This window comes from Comamonas sp. C24C (assembly GCF_053345995.1).
This window is the reverse complement of record NZ_JBKFBC010000002.1, coordinates 292,182-308,698: the sequence shown is the minus strand read 5'-3', so window position 1 is coordinate 308,698 and position 16,517 is coordinate 292,182. Positions and strand designations below refer to the sequence as shown.

Here is a 16,517-nt window from a genome sequence, read left to right as displayed (position 1 = left end):
CCCAAGAAGACAAGATCGAAATCGACACCCGCACCGGCGAATACCGCAAGCGCGTGTAAGGTGGCTGCTGCTGCCGCAGCTGCTCCCCCCGCAAAAAGGCTTCCCTGTGGAAGCCTTTTTTCATTTCTGCCGCCGACAACGGGATTACGCCAGCACCGGCCTTGTGCCGCGACATGCAAAACCGCTTCAGTCTGTGCAAGACTTGGGGCAGTCCATCCATTTCCACTGCCAATGACGCACTCCCTGCCCTGGCTGCAGCCCGAACAAGAATTCCCTCCCATCGATCAGACCTGGGGCGAGCGGGATCCCATTCCCGGACTGCTGGCCGCCGGCAACACCCTGGATGCCGCCCGCCTTCGCACCGCTTACAGCCAGGGAATCTTCCCCTGGTTCAGCGAGGGCCAGCCCGTGCTCTGGTGGTCCCCCAATCCACGCATGGCTCTGCATCCTGAGGAGTTCCGACTGCACCGCAGCCTACGCAAGAGACTGCAGAAGTTTCGCGACGATCCTGGCTGCGAGATCCGCATCGACAGCGCTTTTGCCACGGTGATGCAGCATTGCGCCCAAACCCCCCGCGACGGACAGAACGGCACCTGGATCGTGCAGAGCATCATCGATGCCTACACCGAACTGCATCAGCAAGGCGCTGCACACAGCGTGGAAACCTGGATCGACGGCCAGCTCGTCGGCGGGCTTTACTGCGTGGCACTGGGCAGGGCGGTGTTTGGCGAATCCATGTTCGCGCTGCAGACGGATGCCTCCAAGATTGCACTGTCGGCACTGGTGGCCCTGTGCAGGGCTCATCAGGTGCCGCAGATCGACTGCCAGCAGGCCACGGCGCACCTTTCCTTCATGGGCGCACGAGAGATCACCAGAGCACAATTTGCCCGGACTGTTCAAGCCCAGTCGCAGCTGCCCGATATGCAGTGGCAATTCAGACCCATATACTGGGAGCAGTTGCTGAGCCATACTGAGGCTTGATGCACCGCATCTGCAGCCGAGTCCGATCATGACGCACCCGAACGACCTCCCGCTACATGCCCTGCAGTTCTACGCCACGGCGGCCTATCCCTGCAGCTATCTGCCGGGCAGGCTGGCACGCTCCCAGGTCGCCACGCCCAGCCATCTGATTCAGAACACCACCTACTCGGAACTGGTCACGCTGGGCTTTAGGCGCAGCGGCATGTTCACCTATCGCCCCTATTGCGACGGCTGCCAAGCCTGCGTTCCGCTGCGAATTCTTGCGCAGGAGTTCCGCCCCTGCCGCAGCCAGCGACGCGCCGCCAAACAGCACGGGCAACTGGTGGCCTCCATTCAGCGCCTGCACTATTCCGACGAGCACTACCAGCTCTACCTTCGCTACCAGCAGCATCGCCACAGTGGCGGCGGCATGGACAACGACAGCGTGGATCAGTACACGCAGTTTCTGCTGCAAAGCAGGGTCAACTCCCGATTGGTGGAGTTTCGCGAGCCCAGCGCAGACGGACAGCCCGGCACACTCAAGATGCTCTCCATTCTCGATGTGCTCGAAGACGGGCTCTCGGCCGTCTATACCTTCTACGCCCCGGAAGATCAGGCCAGCTACGGCACCTTCAATGTGCTGTGGCAGATCCAGCAGGCCAAGGCCATGAACCTGCCGTATGTCTATCTGGGCTACTGGATCTCCGAAAGCCAGAAGATGCGCTACAAGGCCAGCTTTTTGCCGCATGAGATCCGCCAGGGTGAGCTTTGGCGACGCGTAGACAGGCAAAGCATTGTGCGCTCGCAAATTGAAGAGTGATGCTGCCAAAAGCAGCACATGGATATATGAGCGGATGAGATGGTTGCGTGGCTGCAGCACCGCTAGAATGCCCTCATCCCGCAAAGCATCTCCAACGCATGAAAAAAGACGACCTCTCGGCCTCCGCAAAGCCCAGCGTCCAGGTTCTGGAACGCATGTTCACGTTGATCGACGTGCTGGCATCGCGTGAGGAAGCGGTTTCTTTGAAGGAGATCAGCGAACGCACGGGCCTGCATCCATCGACCACGCACCGCATCCTCAATGATCTTGCACTGGGCCGCTTTGTGGACCGCCCCGAATCGGGCAGCTACCGCCTGGGCATGCGTTTTCTGGAGCTGGGCAATCTGGTCAAGGCCCGCCTGAACGTGCGCGAAGTGGCGCTTTCGCCGATGCGCCAGCTCTACAAGCAGATTCAGCAGCCCATCAGCCTGTCCGTGCGTCAGGGCGACGAGATTGTCTATGTGGAGCGCGCCTACAGCGAGCGCTCCGGCATGCAGGTGGTACGCGCCATTGGCGGCCATGCTCCTTTGCATCTGACCTCCAACGGCAAGCTGTTTCTGGCGGCCGACGATTCCCAGCAGGTACGCGCCTACGCCATGCGCACCGGCCTGCCTGGCAAGACCCATTTCAGCATCACCCAGCTGGGCGACCTGGAACATGAGCTGGCCAAGGTGCGCCAATACGGTATTGCCCGCGACAACGAAGAGCTGGAACTGGGCGTGCGCTGCATGGCCGCCGGCATTTACGACGACCAGAACAAACTGATCGCCGGGCTGTCGATATCGGCGCCCGCTGACCGGCTTGACGAAAGCTGGGCTCCCAGGCTGCAGGCCACGGTGCAGGAAATTTCCGTGGCACTGGGCTTCAGCGGCACCCGCCCTGCCACCGCTCAGACCGCCCCCAATCCCTATAGCCGCAGCCAGCACAGCTGAATCTTCCCGCTCCAGCTGTCGCAGCATATTGCACAGCCGGCAAAAGACACGGCAAGCCACTGTGTTCGTGCCCCATAAAAAAAGCGCTACCGAGGTAGCGCTTTTTGACGGTGACAGGCTGGGTTTGCGCCAGCCTATCCCCTGATACGACTGGCAATCGTGTTGCTGGCCGTGGGACCCTTGCTTTCCATCCAGTGGCGCACGCGCTCGGCGTCGGCCAGACGGCTGAACTTGCCTGCCGAATCCAGGAACACCATGATCAGCTTGCGGCCGGCCACATGGGCCTGCATCACGAGGCAGCGTCCGGCTTCGGAGATATAGCCGGTCTTTTGCAGACCAATATCCCAGTTGTCGCTCTTGACCAGGCGGTTAGTATTGTTGAACTGCAGCGTGCGACGACCCACAGCCACTTCATAGCCGGGCGATGTGGAGTATTCGCGCATCAGCGGATCCGCATGGGCCACCGCCACCAGACGCGCCAGATCGCGTGCGCTGGACTGGTTGCTGCTGGACAGGCCGGTGGGCTCCACATAGCGCGTGTCCTTCATGCCCAGCTGTAGCGCCTTGGAGTTCATCAGCTGCACAAACTGCGCCAGACCGCCGGGATAGGTGCGTCCCAGGGCATGAGCAGCACGGTTCTCGCTGGACATCAGTGCCAGATGCATCATCTCGGCACGCGTCAAGGTGGTGCCGACACGCAGACGGGAGCTGCTGTGCTTTTCGGTATCCACATCGTCCTGCGTGATGGTGATCATCTCGTCCATGGGCAGACGGGCCTGGGAGATCAGCAGACCGGTCATGAGCTTGGTCAGCGAAGCAATCGGCAGCACGGCCTGATCGTTCTTGCTCAGCAGCACCTCATGCGTGTCCTGGTCGATCACATAAGCCACGCTGCTTTGCAGATCCAGAGGGTCCGAGACGGAGTGAAGACCCGCCATCTGCCCATAGGACAGGCGCGCGGGCTCGACTGCCGTGGCAGCTGCCGCAACCGCAACACCCGCAGCTCCAACCCTGGCCAGACGCTTCTTGCCGCCGGTCTTCTCTTCCCTCTCGGCCTTGGCTGCTACAACAGACTTGCCGCCCTTCTTGCTTGCAAGCTTGGCATCCGCCTTTTCAGGCTTGCCCTTGGCGACCTTTGCGCCTTTGGGCTGCGCTGCAGCACGAACCTTGCCAGCGGGCTCCTTGGCTGCCTTCTTGGTCGCAGCCGCAGCAGCCACGGGCTTTTTGGAGTCTTTTTTGGGCGCAGCGGCATGCGCTGCCGGAGCAGCCAGAGCGCAGCTCAACAGAGCCAAAGACACCACCTGGGTGAGTTTTGCAAGGCGAAATGGACGCAGCAGCTGCATGCGATACTCCAGACAACAAGGTGTAAGGATTTAATTCAATCAAAAAAGTTGTGCAGTGACAAGCACTTGCACAACCTTCTCGATAATCTGAGTGAAATTATAAATCCAGCAGTCAACCTTGTGCTGCAACAACTTCCTGATTGCTATGCAATTTGTTCAAAGCGCTCAGATAAGCCTTGGCCGATGCGACCACAATGTCGGGGTCAGCACCCACTCCGTTGACGACGCGACCACTGCGTTGCAGGCGCACCGTCACCTCGCCCTGACTCTCGGTTGAGCCGCTGATGGCATTGACGGAATACAGCACCATTTCGGCACCGCTCTTGACTTCGGACTCAATGGCCTTGAATGAGGCATCGACCGGACCATTACCCTCTGAGCTGGCCTTGATTTCCCGGCCTGCATTGCTGAAGACCACGCTGGCATGTGGGCGCTCACCTGTTTCACTCTGCTGGGCCAGTGAAATGAACTGGAACTGATTGTCCTGATGCTCCGCGCCTTCGGCATTCACCAGCGCCAGAATGTCCTCGTCAAAAATCTCGCTCTTGCGATCCGCGAGTTCCTTGAAGCGCGCGAAAGCCTGGTTGATGGCAGCTTCGCTGTCCAGCTCCACCCCCAGCTCCTGCAGGCGCTGCTTGAAGGCATTACGGCCACTGAGCTTGCCCAGCACGATCTTGTTGGCCGCCCAGCCCACATCCTCGGCACGCATGATTTCGTAGGTATCACGCGCCTTGAGCACGCCATCCTGATGAATGCCGGAGGCATGGGCAAAGGCATTGGCCCCGACCACCGCCTTGTTGGGCTGCACCACAAAGCCCGTGGTCTGGCTGACCAGGCGACTGGCGGCCACGATGTGCTGGGTGTCGATATTCACCTCCAGCCCGAAATAGTCCTTGCGCGTCTTGATGGCCATGACCACTTCTTCGAGTGAGCAGTTACCCGCGCGCTCGCCCAGACCGTTGATGGTGCACTCGATCTGCCGCGCGCCGCCGATCTTCACACCCGCCAGCGAGTTGGCAACCGCCATGCCCAGGTCGTTGTGGCAGTGCACGGACCAGACTGCCTTGTCGCTGTTGGGCACGCGCTCGCGCAAGTTGCGAATGAATTCGCCATAGAGTTCCGGAATCGCATAGCCCACGGTGTCGGGCACATTGATGGTGGTTGCGCCTTCCTTGATGACTGCCTCGATCACACGCGCCAGAAAATCGGGTTCGCTGCGGTAGCCGTCCTCCGCGCTGAACTCGATGTCTTCGATGAGATTGCGCCCGAAGCGCACCGCCTGCTTGGCCTGCTCCAGCACCTGCTCGGGTGTCATGCGCAGCTTTTTCTCCATGTGCAGCGGACTGGTGGCAATGAAGGTGTGAATGCGAGCGCGGTTGGCCCCCTTCAACGACTCGGCCGCACGCGCGATGTCGCGGTCGTTGGCCCGGGAGAGCGAGCAGACCGTGGAGTCCTTGATGGCACGTGCAATGGTCTGGATGGACTCGAAGTCTCCATTGGATGCTGCAGCAAACCCTGCCTCGATCACATCGACTTTCAGACGCTCCAGCTGACGGGCAATGCGCAGCTTTTCATCGCGCGTCATAGAAGCGCCGGGCGATTGCTCGCCGTCACGCAAGGTGGTGTCGAAAATAATGAGCTGATCGGACATGGTGGGGACTCTCTATGTGGTGGCGCCGGTAGGCGCCTGTTATGACTGGAGGATTGCCGACAAAAAAGCCGGTACGCTTTTGGCGACACCGGCTTTGAACCTTTTAAGCAGCTACCGCCTCTTCAACGACAGCGGTAACGCGCTGCACTCCTGAGATGATGGCGCGCAACGAGGCGGAAACGATATTGGCATCCACCCCTACGCCGTAGCAGACCTGAGCATCGTCCACGCGCAACTCCACATAGGCGATCGCCTTGGCATTCGCACCTTCGCCAATCGCATGCTCGGCATAGTTGAGCACACGCACGTTGCGACCGAGTTCAGCCGACAGCGCCTGCACGAAGGCATCAATGGGGCCCGTACCTTCGCCTTCCAGAAAAACCTTCTCTCCGGCGATTTCGATCTCGGACGTCATGTTAACCACACCATCGGCCTCGCTCAGGCGGTACTGCGGTGCCTTGACGGTGTTGACGCCATATTCGCGCTGGAACAGATCCCACAGATCCGCAGCCGACAATTCCTTGCCGCTGGCATCCATCTCGCGCTGCACGACCTGGCTGAACTCGATCTGCAGGCGGCGAGGCAGCTGAAGCCCGTACTCGCTCTCGAGCAGATAGGCAATGCCGCCCTTGCCCGACTGGCTGTTCACGCGAATCACTGCCTCATAGCTGCGACCCAGGTCCTTGGGATCGATGGGCAGATAAGGCATATCCCAGATATCGCCTTCCTTGTGGGCGGCGAAAGCCTTCTTGATGGCGTCCTGGTGAGAGCCGGAGAAGGAGGTGTAGACCAAGTCACCCACGTAAGGATGACGAGGATGCACGGGCAACTGGTTGCAATGCTCAACCGTTGCACGGATATCGTCGATGTCGGAGAAATCCAGGCCGGGGTTCACGCCCTGGATATACATATTGAGCGCCACGTTCACCACGTCCAGATTGCCGGTGCGCTCGCCGTTGCCGAACAGGCAGCCTTCCAGGCGATCCGCGCCGGCCATCAGGGACAGCTCGGCAGCCGCCGTTCCCGTGCCGCGGTCGTTGTGTGGGTGGACCGAGATCACCACGCTGTCGCGGCGCTTGATGTTGCGATGCGTCCACTCCACCATGTCGGCAAAGATATTGGGCGTCGAGTGCTCCACGGTGGTGGGCAGATTGATGATGCACTTGTTCTCGGGCGTGGGCTGCCAGACATCGGTGACGGCGTCGATCACGCGCTTGGAGAACTCCAGCTCGGTGTCCGAATACATTTCGGGCGAGTACTGAAAGGTCCATTTGGTCTGGGGGTGCTGTGCCGCAATGTCCTTGAACATCTGCGCATTGGTCACCGCCAATTCCACAATCTCGTCTTCACTCATGTTCAGCACCACACGGCGCATCACCGGAGCCGTGGCGTTGTACAGATGGACAATCGCGCGGGGCACGCCTTCGAGCGCTTCGAAAGTGCGGCGAATCAGATGCTCACGCGCCTGGGTCAGCACCTGCACGGTCACGTCATCGGGAATGCGGTTTTCCTCGATGAGCTTGCGCATGAAGTCGAACTCGATCTGCGAGGCCGAAGGAAAGCCGACTTCGATTTCCTTGAAACCGATCTTCACCAGTTGCTCGAACATGCGCACCTTGCGCTCGATGTCCATGGGCTCGATCAGGGCCTGGTTGCCGTCACGCAGATCCACGCTGCACCAGACCGGAGGCTTGGTGATGACCGCGTCGGGCCAGGTGCGATCGGTCAGACGCACGGGGGCGAAAGCGCGGTATTTGGTGGAAGGGTTTTGCAACATGGTGAGTCTCTTTAGTCGAAATTAGAGGAAATTGAACCCAGCTCCAGCGACGCCCAAAAGCAAAAACGGCCCGTCGCTGATGCTACGGGCCGCCAAGTAGGGTGTGTTTGTACGCGCGCGCTACTTTCTCTGCCCGTTGGACATTAGTAGTAGAGCTAGCGACAGGTTTTGCATGCGGCTCACTTTAACACAAGAAAAGTTGACAGGGCCAGGATTTTTTCGACGAAGGTTTCAATCGTCGTGCAGGCCGCGCTCGTCGGGCTCGTCCTTGGAGGTGGCGACGATGCTCACCTGCTCGCCCTTGGCACGGCGCCAGACATAGATCACATAGCCCGAGACCGAGTAGCCGACAAACACCAGGAACAGCATGGTTGCAGGCTCGATGCTGACCACGGCCATCAGCAGCGCCACCACCACCAGCGAGACAAAGGGCATGCTCTTGGCGCCGCCGATGTCCTTGAAGCTGTAATAGGGAATATTTGTGACCATGGTCAGACCCGCGAACAGCGTGATGGCGAACATGATCCAGGACAGATCGGCCCGATCCGTGGGATAGCCGCCAAACCAGGAAATCACATCGCCAAAGATGGGCACATCGCGATGGGAAACCATCAGCGCACTGGTCAGCCAGATAAAGCCGGCGACCAGGGCCGCAGCCGCGGGCGAAGGCATGCCCTGGAAATAGCGCTTGTCCACCACGGCCGTATTCACGTTGAAGCGGGCCAGGCGCAGCGCCGCGCAGGCGCAATACACAAAGGCGGCAATCCAGCCCCAGCGCCCCAGGGGACGCAAAGCCCATTCATAAGCAATCAGCGCGGGTGCAGCACCGAAGGACACCATGTCGGAGAGCGAATCCATCTGCTCGCCGAACGCGCTTTGCGTGTGCGTCATGCGCGCCACGCGACCGTCAAGACTGTCGAGCACCATGGCGCAGAAAACACCCACGGCCGCCAGCTCGAACTTGTTGTTCATGGCCATGACGATGGCGTAGAAACCGCCAAACAGCGCTGCCAGCGTGAACAGATTGGGCAGCACATAAATGCCTTTGCGCGGCTTGCGCGGCATTCCACTCAGATCGGCAGAATCATTGCTGTTTTGCATCAAACAGACCTCCAGTGCTTGCATGTCAAATGCATGCAGCTATTAAAACGATAGTATTTCAAGCACGGCCATCATGACCATGTCCCTGCCACCAGTGTACCCGCCACACAGATCGCCTCCGGAATGAAAAAAGGCCACCTCGAAGGTGGCCTCTTGCCCAAGCGAAGTCATCCGGCTCACGCCGAATGACTCTTGCCTGCATTAGTTGCGGGTCTGGTCAACCAGCTTGTTCTTGGAGATCCAGGGCATCATGGCGCGCAGCTGGCCGCCCACTTGCTCGATGGCGTGCTCGGCGTTCTGGCGACGACGTGCAGTCATCGATGGGTAGTTCAGGCGACCTTCGCTGATGAACATCTTGGCGTATTCACCGCTCTGGATGCGCTTGAGGGCGTTGCGCATGGCTTCGCGGGACTTGTCGTTGATGACTTCGGTGCCGGTCACGTACTCACCATACTCCGCGTTGTTGGAGATGGAGTAGTTCATGTTGGCGATGCCACCTTCATACATCAGGTCAACGATCAGCTTGAGCTCGTGCAGGCACTCGAAGTAGGCCATTTCGGGAGCGTAGCCAGCTTCGGTCAGGGTTTCGAAGCCCATCTTCACCAATTCAACGGCACCGCCGCACAGCACGGCCTGCTCGCCGAACAGGTCAGTCTCGGTTTCTTCCTTGAAATTGGTTTCGATGATGCCGCCCTTGCCGCCGCCGTTGGCGGAAGCGTAGGACAGGGCCACGTCACGGGCCTTGCCGGACACGTCCTGGTACACAGCGATCAGCGAAGGCACGCCGCCGCCCTTCAGGTATTCGGAGCGCACGGTGTGGCCAGGGCCCTTGGGGGCGACCATGATCACGTCCACGTCGGCACGAGGCACAACCTGGTTGTAATGCACATTGAAGCCGTGAGCAAACGCCAGCACAGCGCCAGCCTTGATGTTGGGAGCAACGTTGTTGTTGTAAACATCAGGGATGTTTTCGTCGGGCAACAACATCATGACCACATCAGCGGCCTTCACGGCTTCGTTGACTTCCATCACGGTCAGGCCGGCCTTGCCGACCTTGTCCCAGGAAGAGCCGCCCTTGCGCAGACCGACCACAACCTTCACGCCGCTGTCGTTCAGGTTTTGAGCATGTGCGTGGCCTTGGCTGCCGTAGCCGATGATGGCAACAGTCTTGCCCTTGATCAGGCTCAGGTCACAGTCCTTGTCGTAGAAAACTTTCATGATGGCTCCAGGTCTCTTATCTTGAGGGGGTTGAAAAGGTTTGTTCAGATTCAAATTGGGTGCAAACAGCCATTAGACACGCAGAATGCGTTCGCCACGACCAATACCCGAGGCGCCCGTGCGAACGGTTTCGAGGATGGCAGTGCGATCAATGGCTTGCAGGAAGGCGTCGTTCTTGGACTGGTCGCCGGTCAGCTCCACGGTGTAGCTCTTTTCGGTCACGTCGATGATGCGGCCGCGGAAGATGTCCGCCATGCGCTTCATTTCTTCACGTTCCTTGCCCACGGCACGCACCTTGACCATCATGAGCTCGCGCTCGGTGTAGGCACCTTCGGTCAGGTCCACCACTTTAACCACTTCAATCAGCCGGTTCAGGTGCTTGGTGATTTGCTCAATCACATCGTCCGAACCTGTGGTGAGGATGGTCATGCGCGACAACGAGGGATCCTCGGTTGGTGCGACAGTCAGGGATTCGATGTTGTAGCCACGGGCAGAAAACAGGCCCACGACGCGCGACAGTGCTCCAGGCTCGTTCTCGAGCAGCACGGCAATAATGTGTTTCATTGGGAGATTCCTCTTTTCGCCGCCCTCCCCTGACACCGGTAAGTGCCAGGCTCGGCGGACAATAGATTCGTCAAAAGATGCTATTTAAAATATAGCTGCCTGCGGTTGACATGTAAGCGTTTGAGGCCGATTTCACTAGAAAATCGGCGCCCTACGCATCACAGGTCGTCGGCGCCCAGCAGCATTTCCGTGATGCCACGGCCGGCCTGCACCATGGGGAACACGTTCTCGGTCGGATCAGTGCGGAAGTCCAGGAAGACGGTCTTGCTTTCCTCGCGCACGATACGGCGCGCTTCGCGCAGCGCGGCCTCGACATCGGCAGGCTTTTCGATCAGCAAACCGCGGTGGCCGAAGGCCTCGGCCAGCTTCACGAAGTCGGGCAGCGAATCCATATAGCTGCTCGAGTAGCGACCCGAGTATTCAATTTCCTGCCACTGACGCACCATGCCCAGAAAGCGGTTGTTCAGCGCGCAGATGACCACCGGGGTGTTGTACTGCTTGCAGGTGGCCAGCTCCTGGATGTTCATCTGGATCGAGCCTTCGCCCGTGATGCAGAAGACTTCGGAGTCGGGCTTGGCCAGCTTGATGCCCATGGCATAAGGCAGGCCCACGCCCATGGTGCCCAGACCGCCAGAGTTGATCCAGCGACGGGGTTCATCAAAGCGGTAATACTGCGCCGCCCACATCTGGTGCTGACCCACATCGGAGGTGATGTAGGCGTCGGCATCCTTGGTCATGTTCCACAGCGTGTCGACCACGTACTGGGGCTTGATGACTTCGGTATTGGACTTGTCGTAGCTCAGGCAGTCGCGGCTGCGCCAGCCTTCGATGGTGTTCCACCATTGACCCAGAGCTGCCTCATCGGGGCGCTGTGCCGACTCGCGCAGCATGGCGATCAGCTCGTTGAGCACATCCTTGACATCGCCCACGATGGGCACGTCCACCTTCACGCGCTTGGAGATGGAGGAAGGATCGATGTCGATATGGATGATCTTGCGCTCCACCGACATGAAATGCTTGGGATTGCCGATCACGCGGTCGTCAAAGCGAGCACCCACGGCCAGCAGCACATCGCAGTTCTGCATGGCATTGTTGGCTTCGATGGTGCCGTGCATGCCCAGCATGCCCAGGAACTTCTTGTCGCTGGCAGGATAGGCGCCCAGGCCCATCAGCGTATTCGTGACCGGGTAGCCCAGCATGTCCACCAGCTGGCGCAGCTCGTTGCAGGCATTGCCCAGAAGCACGCCGCCGCCGGTATAGATATAGGGACGCTTGGCCGTCAGCAACAGCTGCAAGGCCTTGCGAATCTGGCCCGCATGCCCCTTTTTGACGGGGTTGTACGAGCGCATTTCCACTTTTTCGGGATAGCCCGTGTACAGCGCCTTCTTGAAGGACACGTCCTTGGGAATATCCACCACCACAGGGCCGGGACGGCCGGTGCGGGCGATGTGGAAAGCCTTTTTCATGGTCTCGGCCAGCTCGCGCACGTCCTTGACCAGGAAGTTGTGCTTGACGATGGGACGCGTGATGCCCACGGTGTCGCACTCTTGAAACGCGTCGGTACCGATGTAATTGGTTGATGTCTGGCCCGCAATCACCACCATGGGGATGGAGTCGGTATAGGCGGTGGCAATGCCCGTCACCGCATTGGTCAGACCGGGGCCGGATGTCACCAGCGCCACGCCCACCTCGCCGGTGGCACGCGCAAAGCCGTCGGCAGCATGCACGGCCGCCTGCTCGTGGCGCACCAGCACATGCTGAATGCTGTCTTGCTTGTAGAGCGCGTCGTAGATATAGAGAACTGCCCCGCCAGGATAGCCCCACAGGTGCTTGACACCTTCAGCCTGAAGCGACTTGATGAGGATTTCGGAGCCCATCAGTTCCTGGGCGCCCTTGGGGGACGATGCGGCGGCTGCAGAGGCCAGCTCGGCTTTGGAGATTTCCATGATCAACCTTTGTGAATTTCTCTAACGAAAAACCTTCGGTGCCCTTAGCCTGAAGCCCTTGTGAGGCCGGTTTAGGACTTAAGACCACATGCCATGGACGTTTGTGTGTACGTCGGACCGTGATCCGTTTGCTTCTTTAAGTTGAAGATCATTATCGCACTGCAACAAGACCTTCAATTGCAGTACACAAAAAAACATCATCGAATGCGATAATCTGCGGCTTTCATCACCAAACAACTCCCGCTTTTTCCAGGGTTACTCTCTCTTGGCCACAGAACAAGAACTGTCTGCATTCCTCAAAGACGTTGAAAAGCGCGCCTTCAAACGCAGCGTTTTCCATGTCCGCGACGAGGAGGCCGCCCTGGATATCGTGCAGGACAGCATGCTCAAACTGGCCCAGCATTACGGGGACAAGCCCGCCAACGAGCTGCCCATGCTGTTCCAGCGCATCCTGTCGAACAGCACGCTGGACTGGTTTCGCCGCCAGAAGACCCAGAAAGCAGTCTTCACGCACTTCAGCGACCTGGAGTCCTCCGTAGACGCAGACAGCGACTTCGACTGGCTGGAAACCTATGCCACCAACAGCGGCGAATCGGCCTCCAGCAACGCCGAAAGCCTGACCGAACGCAAGCAGACCTTGCAAAGCATAGAAAAAGAGATACAGGAGCTGCCGGCGCGTCAACGCGAGGCCTTTCTCATGCGTTACTGGGAAGAGATGGATGTCGCGGAGACGGCTGCCGCCATGGGTTGTTCAGAAGGCAGCGTCAAAACCCATTGCTTCCGCGCCATCCAAACACTGAGCAAGGCACTCAAGGCCAAAGGAATCGAGTTATGAAAACCGTGCCCACCCTCCGGCAAGAACAGGCCGTCGACCGCATCGCCCGTCAGATCACTGCCCGACTGAGTGAGGGCGAAGCCTTGCTCCCCTATGAAGTCACCGAGCGTCTGCGCGCCTCGCGTGAGCAGGCAGTGTCCATACGCCGCCGCGAAGCGTCCGTGCTGCGCGTTCAGACCAGCAGCGCTGCATCGGCCCAGGGTAATACCCTGACACTGGGCAACCCCGACGAGGGCAATGGCTGGTGGCGCACCCTGGTCTCGGCGATTCCGGTTTTTGCACTCATTGCGGGCCTGGTGATCTACAACTCCGACACCGAACAAAGTATGCTGAGCGAAGTCACCGAGGTCGATACCGCCTTGCTGACCGACGATCTGCCTCCTGCCGCCTACTCTGACCCTGGCTTCATCCAGTACCTCAAGACCTCGGCCGCTACCCCATCAGAACACTAAACAGCCTGCCGCCCTGCATTGATGCCCACTGAGAAGCGCTCCCTCCTGAAACCCGAGAACACCGCCGCCGTCATGGCGGCGCTGTTGTTGGTGGCCTTGGGCTGGACGGGGTGGAATGTCGTGCAGCAAGTCAGGCTGGCACCCAGTTCCGTGCCGCCGGCCACGGTCGCTTCCTCCAGGTCCATGCATGCCGACCCCTCGACACGCCAGAGAGCTTCGGCCCAGGCCTCGGGTCCCCGCTGGGGCGAGCTCAGCAGCCACCAGCGCGAAATCCTGCAGCCCCTGGAAGAGCGCTGGGCCATGATAGGTTCGGTGCAGAAGCGCCGCTGGATTGCCCTGGCCGATGGCTTTGACAAACTGAGCGAGCGCGAACAGCAAAAGCTTCACGACCGCATGGAAGACTGGTCCGGCCTGAGCGCTGCCCAGCGCAATCAGGCACGCCTGAACTTCGCCATCACCAACAAGCTCGCGACAGACAAGCAGGCCCAGTGGGAGGCCTATCAGGCCCTGAGCGATGAGGAAAAGCGACTGCTGGCAGCCCGTGCCACCCCCAAGGTGGTGACCGCCGCACCCGCCATCAAGCCCGTGCCGACCAAGAAGCTGGCCCGCATTCCTGCGGCCACCGCCTCTCCCAATACGGTGCCCAATCTGCCCAAGATTCCGCCCGCGACCATTCACCACCCACCGCCACCCGTGCCTTCCACGCCAGCCATGGTGGAAACCCACCCGGTCCGCACGCCTTCGGTGATTGTGGAGACAGCACCCGTGGACATTCCACGCGCCACCCCCATCACCCTGCCGCCGCTGGATGCTCCAGGTCAAGACACGCACCAATGACAGTGTCGGTGCGGCAACCGAGCGCCAAGCCCGCTGACCTGAGCCCTACAATGCCCTCATGCAGCAAGACACCCCGGCAGCACCGTCATCCACTCCTGATTTCATAGCTCCAAGCCTGCGCCGCCGTATGGCTTGCTGGCTTTATGAAGGCATGCTTTTGTTTGGCGTGGTGTTTATCGCCGGCTATCTGTTCGGCACGCTGTCGCAGACGCGCAACGCACTCGACAACCGTCATCTGCTGCAGGCCTTCATGCTGGTGGTGCTGGGCATTTACTTTGTCTGGTTCTGGAGCAAGGGACAGACGCTGGCCATGAAGACTTGGCATATCCGCGTGGTCGACACCCAGGGTCGCCCCCTGACACAAACCCGTGCCCTGCTGCGCTACGCTGCCAGCTGGATGTGGTGGCTGCCGCCACTGGCCCTGCTCTACCCGCTGGGCCTGCCGCCACTGGAGGTACTGGTGCTACTCACGGGCTGGATTCTGAGCTGGGCGCTGCTGAGCCGTTTTCACCCCCGAAAGCAGTTCTGGCACGACGCCTGGGCCGGCACCCAGCTGATACATCAGGCCCCTGCACCCAAACGCATCCGCTGACCCGATCTTTTCATGAGCACCTCATCACCCGACCCCGTCAATCCGCAGAAAAGCCGTACCGGACTGTCCCGGGTGCTGCATGCCGGCGGCTATTCGCTGGCTGGCCTCAGGGCCGGCTGGCATGAAAAAGCCTTCCAGCAAGAAGCTGTCTGCGCATTTGTCATGATCCCGCTGGCACTCTGGCTGGGGCAAAGCTGGGAGCAGACAGCGCTGCTGGCCGGCAGCGTCATCCTGGTTCTCATTGTGGAACTGCTCAATACCAGCATAGAGGCTGCCATAGACCGTATCGGCCCCGAATGGCATGAGCTGTCCAAGAAAGCCAAGGACATGGGCAGCGCCGCTGTATTCCTGGCCCTGTGCCTGTGCGGCGCCGTCTGGGCTGCCGCTCTTTATCACCGTTTCATCGTATGACTCAACCCGCTTTTTCCATCTGCGTGTACTGCGGCTCACGCCCCGGCACCAACCCTCAATTCACCGAAATCGCCAAGGCCGTTGGCCAGTGGATAGGCTCGCGCGGCGGCCAGCTGGTCTATGGCGGCGGACGCAGCGGCCTGATGGGTGTGGTGGCCGAAGCCACGCGCGAAGCTGGCGGCCGTGTCGTCGGCATCATCCCTCAGGCACTGGTCGACAAGGAACTGGCGAACCAAGCCTGCGACGAGCTGCACATCGTCAAGAACATGCACGAACGCAAGGCCATGATGGCCGAGCGCAGCGATGCCTTCGTGGCCCTGCCCGGTGGCATCGGCACGTTTGAGGAGCTGTTCGAAGTCTGGACCTGGCGCCAGCTGGGCTACCACGACAAGCCCATCGGCATTCTCAATGTGGATGGCTATTACGACACCATGCTGCAGTTTCTGCAGTCCTGCGTGGGCAACGGCTTCATGGGCGAGTGGCAGATGGGACTGGTCGAAAGCAGCAGCGACACCCCGGCCCTGCTGCAAAATCTCGTCCAGAATGCTGGCAGCCAGCTGGACACGCCACCTCTGCGCTCCGTGATCTGAGCCCTGGACGGCATCCACCGGACTGCCGTCCTTCAGGCAAGCCACAGACCCGGCTCCGGGCCATGAAAAAAGCCAGACTCAGGGTCTGGCTTTTTGATTGGGGCACATGCCTGGGGCACATGACCGGAGCGCGGCAGCCCGCTCAGACAGCGGTATCGTCCAGCTCGCCCGTGCGGATGCGCACCACGCGCTCCACGGGAGTGATGAAGATCTTGCCATCGCCAATCTTGCCGGTGCGCGCGACATTGACGACGGCGTCCACGCAGCGATCCACGTCTTCGTCGCGCACCACCACTTCGATCTTCACCTTGGGCAGGAAATCGACCACATATTCGGCGCCACGGTAGAGCTCGGTATGGCCTTTCTGGCGGCCAAAACCCTTGACTTCGGTCACGGTCAGACCGTTCACCCCACACTCGGCCAGGGCCTCGCGCACTTCCTCGAGCTTGAAGGGCTTGATGACGGCGGTAATCATTTTCATGGGGCTA

The 16,517-nt window shown here is 60.0% G+C and carries 17 protein-coding genes; 9 read left to right on the top strand and 8 right to left on the bottom strand.

From position 1 onward, the window contains the following. Positions 1 to 231 precede the first annotated feature (231 nt). The 3 genes from aat to ACLBXN_RS05090 all read left to right on the top strand — a co-directional run bounded on the left by aat (position 232) and on the right by ACLBXN_RS05090 (position 2,712). The gene (gene aat / locus ACLBXN_RS05100) at positions 232 to 981 is read left to right on the top strand and encodes a leucyl/phenylalanyl-tRNA--protein transferase (RefSeq protein ID WP_003056629.1); all 750 of its coding nucleotides are present in this window, start codon (positions 232 to 234) and stop codon (positions 979 to 981) included. Between the two features lie 28 nt (positions 982 to 1,009). Next, complete coding sequence (locus ACLBXN_RS05095) at positions 1,010 to 1,780, top strand: arginyltransferase (protein WP_447611376.1); 771 nt, start codon at positions 1,010 to 1,012, stop codon at positions 1,778 to 1,780. A 98-nt stretch (positions 1,781 to 1,878) separates the two neighbouring features. Next, positions 1,879 to 2,712 carry an IclR family transcriptional regulator gene (locus ACLBXN_RS05090; protein ID WP_003056631.1) on the top strand — a complete coding sequence of 278 codons (834 nt, stop codon included), beginning with the start codon at positions 1,879 to 1,881 and terminating at the stop codon, positions 2,710 to 2,712. Positions 2,713 to 2,846: 134 nt separating this feature from the next. Here ACLBXN_RS05090 and pbpG read toward each other — a convergent pair whose 3' ends face one another. From pbpG to ACLBXN_RS05055, 7 genes are all read right to left on the bottom strand, one after another. Beyond that, entirely contained in the window at positions 2,847 to 4,055 is a 1,209-nt protein-coding gene (gene pbpG / locus ACLBXN_RS05085) for a D-alanyl-D-alanine endopeptidase (RefSeq protein WP_447611375.1), read from the bottom strand. A 112-nt stretch (positions 4,056 to 4,167) separates the two neighbouring features. Beyond that, positions 4,168 to 5,706 (bottom strand): 2-isopropylmalate synthase, encoded by a 1,539-nt coding sequence (locus ACLBXN_RS05080; RefSeq protein WP_447611374.1) that lies wholly within the window; start codon positions 5,704 to 5,706, stop codon positions 4,168 to 4,170. A gap of 103 nt (positions 5,707 to 5,809) precedes the next feature. Continuing rightward, positions 5,810 to 7,483 carry a 2-isopropylmalate synthase gene (leuA, locus tag ACLBXN_RS05075; RefSeq protein WP_043007472.1) on the bottom strand — a complete coding sequence of 558 codons (1,674 nt, stop codon included), beginning with the start codon at positions 7,481 to 7,483 and terminating at the stop codon, positions 5,810 to 5,812. A 231-nt stretch (positions 7,484 to 7,714) separates the two neighbouring features. Beyond that, entirely contained in the window at positions 7,715 to 8,584 is an 870-nt protein-coding gene (pssA, locus tag ACLBXN_RS05070) for a CDP-diacylglycerol--serine O-phosphatidyltransferase (protein ID WP_003056635.1), read from the bottom strand. Between the two features lie 201 nt (positions 8,585 to 8,785). Next, the gene (gene ilvC, locus ACLBXN_RS05065) at positions 8,786 to 9,802 is read right to left on the bottom strand and encodes a ketol-acid reductoisomerase (RefSeq protein ID WP_447611373.1); all 1,017 of its coding nucleotides are present in this window, start codon (positions 9,800 to 9,802) and stop codon (positions 8,786 to 8,788) included. A gap of 72 nt (positions 9,803 to 9,874) precedes the next feature. Beyond that, a complete protein-coding gene (ilvN, locus tag ACLBXN_RS05060) occupies positions 9,875 to 10,366 on the bottom strand; it encodes an acetolactate synthase small subunit (protein ID WP_003056638.1) in 492 nt (163 codons plus the stop codon). Positions 10,367 to 10,524: 158 nt separating this feature from the next. After that, on the bottom strand, positions 10,525 to 12,312 hold the full coding sequence (locus ACLBXN_RS05055) for an acetolactate synthase 3 catalytic subunit (protein WP_003066236.1): 1,788 nt from the start codon (positions 12,310 to 12,312) through the stop codon (positions 10,525 to 10,527). 265 nt (positions 12,313 to 12,577) lie between these two features. Between ACLBXN_RS05055 and ACLBXN_RS05050 the strand changes: the two genes are divergently transcribed. The 6 genes from ACLBXN_RS05050 (at position 12,578) to ACLBXN_RS05025 (ending at position 16,029) form a co-directional block, all read left to right on the top strand. Further along, positions 12,578 to 13,147: an RNA polymerase sigma factor gene (locus ACLBXN_RS05050; RefSeq protein ID WP_447611372.1), complete on the top strand. Its 570-nt coding sequence runs from the start codon at positions 12,578 to 12,580 to the stop codon at positions 13,145 to 13,147. Then, entirely contained in the window at positions 13,144 to 13,599 is a 456-nt protein-coding gene (locus ACLBXN_RS05045; RefSeq protein WP_447611371.1) for a DUF3619 family protein, read from the top strand. The genes ACLBXN_RS05050 and ACLBXN_RS05045 overlap by 4 nt, the downstream gene beginning before the upstream one ends. 21 nt (positions 13,600 to 13,620) lie before the next feature. Beyond that, positions 13,621 to 14,436: a DUF3106 domain-containing protein gene (locus tag ACLBXN_RS05040; RefSeq protein WP_043007482.1), complete on the top strand. Its 816-nt coding sequence runs from the start codon at positions 13,621 to 13,623 to the stop codon at positions 14,434 to 14,436. A gap of 127 nt (positions 14,437 to 14,563) precedes the next feature. After that, positions 14,564 to 15,028, top strand: a complete 465-nt coding sequence (locus ACLBXN_RS05035) for an RDD family protein (RefSeq protein ID WP_249333717.1) — start codon at positions 14,564 to 14,566, stop codon at positions 15,026 to 15,028. Positions 15,029 to 15,040: 12 nt separating this feature from the next. Next, positions 15,041 to 15,439: a diacylglycerol kinase gene (locus ACLBXN_RS05030; protein WP_447611370.1), complete on the top strand. Its 399-nt coding sequence runs from the start codon at positions 15,041 to 15,043 to the stop codon at positions 15,437 to 15,439. Then, positions 15,436 to 16,029, top strand: a complete 594-nt coding sequence (locus tag ACLBXN_RS05025) for an LOG family protein (RefSeq protein WP_447611369.1) — start codon at positions 15,436 to 15,438, stop codon at positions 16,027 to 16,029. The genes ACLBXN_RS05030 and ACLBXN_RS05025 overlap by 4 nt, the downstream gene beginning before the upstream one ends. 142 nt (positions 16,030 to 16,171) lie before the next feature. Here the strand turns inward: ACLBXN_RS05025 and ACLBXN_RS05020 are convergent, their stop codons facing one another. Then, positions 16,172 to 16,510, bottom strand: a complete 339-nt coding sequence (locus tag ACLBXN_RS05020) for a P-II family nitrogen regulator (RefSeq protein WP_003056652.1) — start codon at positions 16,508 to 16,510, stop codon at positions 16,172 to 16,174. Positions 16,511 to 16,517 lie beyond the last annotated feature (7 nt).

What these genes read in the sequence shown, in the direction of transcription:
- ACLBXN_RS05095 (WP_447611376.1), top strand. Translation starts at nt 1,010, where the DNA reads ATGACGCACCCGAACGACCTCCCGCTACATGCCCTGCAGTTCTACGCC.
- pssA (WP_003056635.1), bottom strand. Translation starts at nt 8,584, where the DNA reads ATGCAAAACAGCAATGATTCTGCCGATCTGAGTGGAATGCCGCGCAAG.
- ACLBXN_RS05020 (WP_003056652.1), bottom strand. Translation starts at nt 16,510, where the DNA reads ATGAAAATGATTACCGCCGTCATCAAGCCCTTCAAGCTCGAGGAAGTG.
- ACLBXN_RS05040 (WP_043007482.1), top strand. Translation starts at nt 13,621, where the DNA reads ATGCCCACTGAGAAGCGCTCCCTCCTGAAACCCGAGAACACCGCCGCC.
- ACLBXN_RS05045 (WP_447611371.1), top strand. Translation starts at nt 13,144, where the DNA reads ATGAAAACCGTGCCCACCCTCCGGCAAGAACAGGCCGTCGACCGCATC.
- ACLBXN_RS05055 (WP_003066236.1), bottom strand. Translation starts at nt 12,312, where the DNA reads ATGGAAATCTCCAAAGCCGAGCTGGCCTCTGCAGCCGCCGCATCGTCC.
- pbpG (WP_447611375.1), bottom strand. Translation starts at nt 4,055, where the DNA reads ATGCAGCTGCTGCGTCCATTTCGCCTTGCAAAACTCACCCAGGTGGTG.
- ACLBXN_RS05030 (WP_447611370.1), top strand. Translation starts at nt 15,041, where the DNA reads ATGAGCACCTCATCACCCGACCCCGTCAATCCGCAGAAAAGCCGTACC.
- ACLBXN_RS05080 (WP_447611374.1), bottom strand. Translation starts at nt 5,706, where the DNA reads ATGTCCGATCAGCTCATTATTTTCGACACCACCTTGCGTGACGGCGAG.
- aat (WP_003056629.1), top strand. Translation starts at nt 232, where the DNA reads ATGACGCACTCCCTGCCCTGGCTGCAGCCCGAACAAGAATTCCCTCCC.
- ACLBXN_RS05035 (WP_249333717.1), top strand. Translation starts at nt 14,564, where the DNA reads ATGGCTTGCTGGCTTTATGAAGGCATGCTTTTGTTTGGCGTGGTGTTT.
- ilvN (WP_003056638.1), bottom strand. Translation starts at nt 10,366, where the DNA reads ATGAAACACATTATTGCCGTGCTGCTCGAGAACGAGCCTGGAGCACTG.
- ACLBXN_RS05025 (WP_447611369.1), top strand. Translation starts at nt 15,436, where the DNA reads ATGACTCAACCCGCTTTTTCCATCTGCGTGTACTGCGGCTCACGCCCC.
- ACLBXN_RS05090 (WP_003056631.1), top strand. Translation starts at nt 1,879, where the DNA reads ATGAAAAAAGACGACCTCTCGGCCTCCGCAAAGCCCAGCGTCCAGGTT.
- ilvC (WP_447611373.1), bottom strand. Translation starts at nt 9,802, where the DNA reads ATGAAAGTTTTCTACGACAAGGACTGTGACCTGAGCCTGATCAAGGGC.
- leuA (WP_043007472.1), bottom strand. Translation starts at nt 7,483, where the DNA reads ATGTTGCAAAACCCTTCCACCAAATACCGCGCTTTCGCCCCCGTGCGT.